Genomic DNA, 6945 nt, shown 5'->3' with positions numbered 1-6945 from the left:
CCCGTGACCTCAGGGTTATGAAAATTGAAATATAACTCCTGTTGCTTTATAAAGTGCTGATTATTAATGATTATGTTTTTGAGCATAAATTGGTTTATGTCGTATTTTTCACTTTTCCTCACTCTTTTTCCTCACTCTACCGAGTCGGCCCCAAACAGCTTTTATAAACTCAGTTTAACCTTCATTTAAAAAATAATATGAAACTATTCTAAATTCCCGAAATCACAAAAGGAATCATTTTAAATTAATAATCTTTAGGTAACTAAATCTTAAACTTAATGGTTCCTTTCCTTCTATATGATTGTTTTCATTTGTAAAAATCCACAAAAAATGAAAACCACACTTTCAAATTTATGCGACAGTGAACTGCAACAATATGTAAAAGAAGGCAATAAACAAGCCTTTGAAGTGATTTTTGACCGCTATTGGAAAAGGCTTTTTGCCTATGCTTTTAAGATATATAATGACGAAAAAATAGCTGAGGACATTGTTCAGGAAATTTTCATCAGTTTATGGGAGAAGTCCAATGATGCAAATATTCTAAATTTGGAAGCTTATTTAATAAAATCAGTGAAATATAAAATTGCAAATCACATAAGGGATTTGAAATTCAGCCCTGTGCATATAGAAATCCTTCACAATATTCCCAATACTTTTAAGACCGAAAAAGACTTGGAATATAAGGAGTTTGAAAAAGATATTTTTAATGAAATAAAAAAACTTCCTCCCAAATGTCAAGAGGTTTTTATGCTCAGCCGTTTTGAGGATTATTCTAGTGCTGAAATCGCCGAACAATTAGACATCTCTGTCCGAACGGTGGAAAAGCACATTAGTAATGCTTTGAAACATTTAAAAGCAACCATTGGCACCTATCATCTAGCGGTTCTTATTACGGGAATGTTTCTTTAATGTAAATAGAGATCTGCGATATTACCAAAACGTTATGACTCAGTTTCAGGCTACGTAGATGCTTTGAAAAATGTGACTATCTGTCAAAAGACATCAAGTGCAAAAAGACGAGTTTATACAATTGGCAAAAAAATATGCCCAAAACAAATGTTCTTGGGGAGAGCAACAGGCGGTGGAAGAATTCTTCAAAAAGCTCCAGGACAATGGTCAAGTCATTCCCTATACTTTTACAGATGAAAAAAGGAATTTTCTCTTAAAAAAAATAAACGCCAAAATCGGCAAGCCCAAAAAGAGGATATTACCTCTATATTCCACAGCCTTAAAAATAGCAGCTATAGTACTCATCTTAATAGGGATTCCATTTTTAGGAAACAGTCTATTAAAAAATGAAAATATATCGGTAGTTGCTGTCAAAGGAGAAAAGAAGACCATTCATTTACCTGATGGAAGTCTCGTTTTCCTTAACTCGAACAGCAGTATCAGCTATTTAAAAGACTTCAAAAATAGTAGGGAACTTCAACTTACTGGCGAGGCGTATTTTGAGGTCGTGAAAAACCCCGAGAAACCATTTTTAGTCAAAACAGACAAAATTACAACCCGGGTTTTGGGAACTTCATTTAATATTGAAGCTTATAAAAACAGCAGAACCAAGGTGAGTGTGAACAGCGGTAAAGTGGAAGTGGATATAAAAGAAATTTCAAAAAAAATAGTTCTAACAAAAAACCAACAACTAAGCTTTATAGCAGGAAGTCAAGCTGTGCTTTCAAAAGGCAATAGCGAAGATTTTAACGCCTGGACCAGAAACACAATTGTGCTCAACAATATTAGTTTGGGTGATGCTGCAAAAATCCTTGAAAATTGGTATGATATCAAAATAAATTTTTCTAATAAGAAATTAAAGGAAATGACAATATCTGGAAAATTTAAAGACGAAAAATTAAGCAATGTTCTTAAAAGCATCGCTATTGTAAAGGAACTCGAAATCGATTTTTTAACTAAAAACCAAATCCTTATAAGAGAAAAACAAAAAAAGTGAATTGCCGATTATAGAACAAAAAGCCCAGTTCTGCTGGAACAGAAATGGGCAGATTTAAAAACAGACTACAAATAAATAATTTATAGCCAATTACAATGAATATAAAAGTACAACAATATTTGAGCTTCAAGTCAAAAATGTTTATTTTTCGATTATGCTGCTTCTTTTTAGCTTCTGGAGCATTTGCTTCACCAGTAAATTATTCGATTTCAAATGAAGCAAACCTTTCTTTTGATCTAAAGAATGTCTTGATCACAGAAGTATTTGTGTCGATTGAAGATAAAACCGACGTTACCTTTGTTTTCGATGATAAAATTTCATCTTCAAAACAACATCTAACTTTAATTGTAAAAAACCAGAACCTTACAGCTGTTTTAAGCAGAATAAGTGCATTAACTGGTTTTCGATTTAAAAAATTAAACAATACCATTTCAGTAATTAAAATGGATGTAGCGCAGCAAATTTCGAGAGGTATCGTATTGGATCAAGAAGGATTGCCTTTGCCTGGTGCAATGGTAAAGGAAAAAGGAACCAATAATGGTACTCTTACCGATTTTGATGGTAAGTTTAGTTTAAAGCTTTCTGGGATATCTACTACATTAATTGTCTCCTTTATGGGATTTGAAGATAAAGAGGTAGTAGCCAATAGTTCTGGATTTCAGGAAATCATATTGACGGAAGACACCAATAAACTCGATGAAGTGATTGTAACGGCTCTGGGAATTAAGAGGGAAGAAAAGAGATTGGGTTTTTCACAAGCCACTATTGGTTCAGATATTTTAAATCAAGCGGTTCCCAATAACTGGTCTTCTGGTTTAAAAGGAAAAGTTGCTGGACTTAATATCATATCGTCCGGATCAGGTCCGATTAATTCCCAACAAATAACATTAAGAGGGAACAATTCTCTTAATCCGAACGGAAACAATGCTTTAATTGTAATTGATGGCGTTCCCATAAATAATGAAATGACAACTTCTGGGTCTTCAAGTGCTTATACTGGGGACGATTCTCCAATAGATTATGGGAATGGTATTTCAGATATAAATGCAAACGACATTGAAAATGTCACCGTGTTAAAAGGCCCTGGAGCTACAGCTCTTTATGGGAGTAGAGCGGCCAATGGAGCATTGATTATCACTACAAAATCAGGTAAAAAAACAAAAGGTTTGGGCGTTACTTACAATTCCAGCGTAAGCTTAGATATTATTCAAAGATGGCCCGATTATCAATATGAATATGGACAAGGAACGGGAAAATCTTTTGACAGTAATGGTGATCCTTATTATTCCTACGGAAGTTCTGCAGACGGTGGAAATACAGGCAGTACAAGTAGTGCTTGGGGGCCTAAATTTGAAGGGCAATTTTTCTACCAATATGACCCTGAACTACAAGGTCAATCTAAAGAAAGACAATTATGGCAGCCTTATAAAAACAATAGAAAGAATTTCTGGCGAACAGGAATTACGACTAACAACAATATTACGCTACAAGGTGGTGATAAAAATGGTTCTATGAGAGCTTCTATCGGCTATCAAAAAAACGAATGGATTATGCCTAATACTGGGTTCGAAAGAATCACTGCCTCTATTAATGCCAACTATCAAATTTCTAAAAAAATAAAAATTGGATCAGTCATTAATTACAACAATAGGAATAGCCAAAATTTACCTGGAACTGGATATAATAACGGTTCGGCGGCCTATTTTATGATCTTTCAAAACCCAAATATCGATTTGGACTGGTACCGCCCAATATGGTTAGACGGACAAAAGGACATTCAAAAAATAGCACCTTTTAGTTCTTATATCGATAATCCGTACCTGATAGCATATGAAGCAACAAATCCATTGCTAAGTGATCAAATTGTTGGAAATGTTTTTGCCAATATAGATCTTTCTACCAATCTGAAGTTAATGTTAAGGACTTCTTTAAATACGTATAGTCAGGATAGGGAACAAAAAAGACCATATAGTATCAACCGATATGCTAAGGGATATTATCAATCTCAAGACATCAATAAAGTTGAGGTTAATTCGGATTTCTTACTTACTTATAATAAAGATTTAACCAAGAAATTAGGTTTGTCATTTTCAGCAGGAGGAAATTCCATGACTTATAAGTACCGCCGAACAGATGCTTCTGTTGAAGGGCTAGTTGTGCCTGGAGTTTATAAATTGGCAAATGGGGTAAGCAATGCTATTATTACAACTCACGACAGGAATAAAAAAGTGAACAGTTTGTATGGTTTATTTTCCCTGTCTTTTGACAAAAAAATATTCCTAGATCTAACAGGAAGGAATGATTGGTCGAGCACACTTCCAGTAGAGAATAACTCCTTCTTTTATCCGTCGATAAATACAAGTTTTATTCTTTCTGAAATACTTAATTTACCTTCTGCCGTAAATTATCTAAAATATAGGTTCTCCTATGCTCAAGTTGGTACTGATACAGATCCGTATAAGACAAGTAAATACTACAGTCAAAATGCTTTTCCTAGTTCTGCGACAGTGCCCACCACATTATATAATGCGAATTTTAAACCAGAAATCACCACTAGTTATGAAACTGGTTTGGAATCAAAGTTGTTTAATAACAGGCTAAATTTTGATGCTACAGTATACCAAACGCTTACAAAAAATCAAATTATTTCCGTACCACTTGATATAACAACGGGTTACAGTTCTGGGGTTTTAAATTCTGGGGTGGTTAAAAATCAGGGAGTAGAATTAACTATGACCGGAAAAATAATTAAAGCGAATAATTTTAGCTGGAGCTCTACTTTAACTTGGTCTAAAAACTGGAATAAAGTTTTAGAATTAGCTGATGGGATTAATGGACAACAGGAAATTGGTTCAGGAGGTACAGCAACTCTTATTGCAAAAGTAGGCGGTACAACAACTGCTATTTATGGATATGGTTTTGTTCGGTCTCCAGAGGGTGAAATTGTTTATGACAGTAAAGGACTACCCGCTTATCCTGATGAAATACAACTAATTGGGGATGCTAGTCCAGACTGGAAAGCGGGACTTTTAAATAGTTTTAAATTAGGGAATGTCACTTTGAATGTAATGATAGATGGACAATATGGGGGAATAATATATTCTCAAACGCATCATAAATTAACGCAACAAGGGAAATTAAAGTCCAACTTAGAAGGGCGTGAAGAAGGTGTTATAGTGGGTGAAGGTGTAGTGCTAAATGCGGATGGAAGTTATTCTCCTAATACCACAGAAGCAATTACCCCTGACTGGTATAACCGCTACTATAGAAGGGCAAATATCGAATCGAATTCGTTTGCCGCGTCTTTCCTTAAATTAAGGGAAGTAAGTGTGAAATACAGTTTGCCAAAGCGGTTTTTAGGAAAGTCGGGGATATTGGGTATGGACATTTCTATATTCGGATCAAATTTAGCAACAATTTCAGATTTTCCAATTTATGATCCTGAAACCGCTGCCTTAAATGGAGATACTATTTTACCTGGTATTGAAATGGGACAAATGCCTTCTCCTGCATCATACGGAATGAACTTAAAAGTGAACTTTTAAAAAACATAAAGATGAAAAAAATTAAAATTTTATCACTTAGTCTGACGCTCCTTTTTATGAGTCTAGCTTGTACTAAGGATTTTGAAGAAATCAACGAAGACCCAAACCGAATTGCTCAAATTAGTCCTGGCACCTTGCTTAATCCTATTATTTATGGATTAGCGACTCATAATGCCGACAGAAGCGCAAGTATTACTTTCGATTTAATGCAAGTTTCCTTGCCTTTTCCAAGCGTTTCAGGAGGATTGCACAGATATGATGTCAGTCAAAGTATTGGAAATTCTTCTTGGTACTGGTATTACCGTTGGTTGAACAATATAAAGGAAATGCGATTAGCATCTGTTAAAGCGGAGGATCCTAATTACGAAGCAATTGCTCTCACTTTACAAGCATTAGCATACGCCAATTTAACTGATATATTTGGGCCTGTACCTATGACAGAGGCGGTGAATGGTGAAGAAGGAAATTTTTACCCTAAATTTGATTCACAGGAATTCATTTATCAAACCATTCTTGCCGATTTAGAAAGGGCAAATAATCTATATAATCCTAAAATTGCAATGGTTTATGCCGATGATATTCTTTTTAAAAACGATGTCAAAAAGTGGCAAAAATTCACGAACTCATTGCATCTAAGATTATTATTGCGAATCTCGAATAGAACTGAAACGAATGCTTTTCAAAAACTTGCAAGCATGATTCAGAATCCGACCCAGTATCCTGTTTTTGTAAATACCCAAGAATCGGCAATACTTCATGTAAGTGGTGTTACGCCAAATGTATCTCCTTGGGGAAGACCTCAGGATTTCAGGTTGAGTGTAAAAATAGGGGAGTTTTTTATTGACAACCTGAATCTATTAGAAGACCCAAGGAGACCTATTATTGCGACTATTGCCAGTGATTTTAATAGTAAGCCAATAGGTTACAAAGGAATTCCTAGCGCCTATGAAGGTGCCGAATCTCAATTTAAATATGACGCTTCGACTTTCAATATAGCACAAGTAACAAATCCAATGAAAATAGTTGTTTTACCCTATTCTGAAGTGGAATTTATTAAAGCAGAAGTCGCTCAAAAAGGATTTATTGCAAACCCAGAAGAGCATTACATCAAAGGAGTAAAAGCAGCAATGGAGCAACTGGATGCGGTGGTGCCAGCAGATTATTTTGACAACCCAATGGCAATTTATAATGGAACTTTAGAAAGAATAATGCTTCAGAAGTATTATGCTCTTTATTTTGTTGATTATCAGCAATGGTTTGAATACAGACGAACTGGATTTCCAGTCCTTCCTAAAACAGAGGCAATGGAAAACAACGGTGAAATGCCTTCAAGGTTTATGTATAATACGGATGTTCAAATAAATAATGCTGACAATTATCGTAAAGCTCTAGAACTCTTGGGCGGCAGTGATGCTATTAATACTAAAGTTTGGTGGGATAACTAATATTTTAAAA

General features: G+C 34.9%; 4 protein-coding genes. All 4 read left to right on the top strand.

Annotated features, from left to right (window positions below):
- Positions 1-330: 330 nt before the first annotated feature.
- The 4 genes from HJ01_RS00820 (at position 331) to HJ01_RS00805 (ending at position 6935) form a co-directional block, all read left to right on the top strand.
- On the top strand, positions 331-909 hold the full coding sequence (locus HJ01_RS00820) for an RNA polymerase sigma factor (RefSeq protein ID WP_007136348.1): 579 nt from the start codon (positions 331-333) through the stop codon (positions 907-909).
- A gap of 97 nt (positions 910-1006) precedes the next feature.
- Positions 1007-1945 (top strand): FecR family protein, encoded by a 939-nt coding sequence (locus HJ01_RS00815; RefSeq protein ID WP_007136347.1) that lies wholly within the window; start codon positions 1007-1009, stop codon positions 1943-1945.
- A 95-nt stretch (positions 1946-2040) separates the two neighbouring features.
- Positions 2041-5490: a SusC/RagA family TonB-linked outer membrane protein gene (locus HJ01_RS00810; RefSeq protein ID WP_007136346.1), complete on the top strand. Its 3450-nt coding sequence runs from the start codon at positions 2041-2043 to the stop codon at positions 5488-5490.
- Between the two features lie 11 nt (positions 5491-5501).
- Complete coding sequence (locus HJ01_RS00805) at positions 5502-6935, top strand: SusD/RagB family nutrient-binding outer membrane lipoprotein (protein WP_007136345.1); 1434 nt, start codon at positions 5502-5504, stop codon at positions 6933-6935.
- The last annotated feature ends 10 nt before the right edge of the window (positions 6936-6945 follow it).

The sequence above is a fragment of the Flavobacterium frigoris PS1 genome, assembly GCF_000252125.1.
Classification (GTDB): Bacteria; Bacteroidota; Bacteroidia; order Flavobacteriales; family Flavobacteriaceae; genus Flavobacterium; species Flavobacterium frigoris_A.
This window is presented reverse-complemented; position numbering and strand designations above follow the sequence as displayed.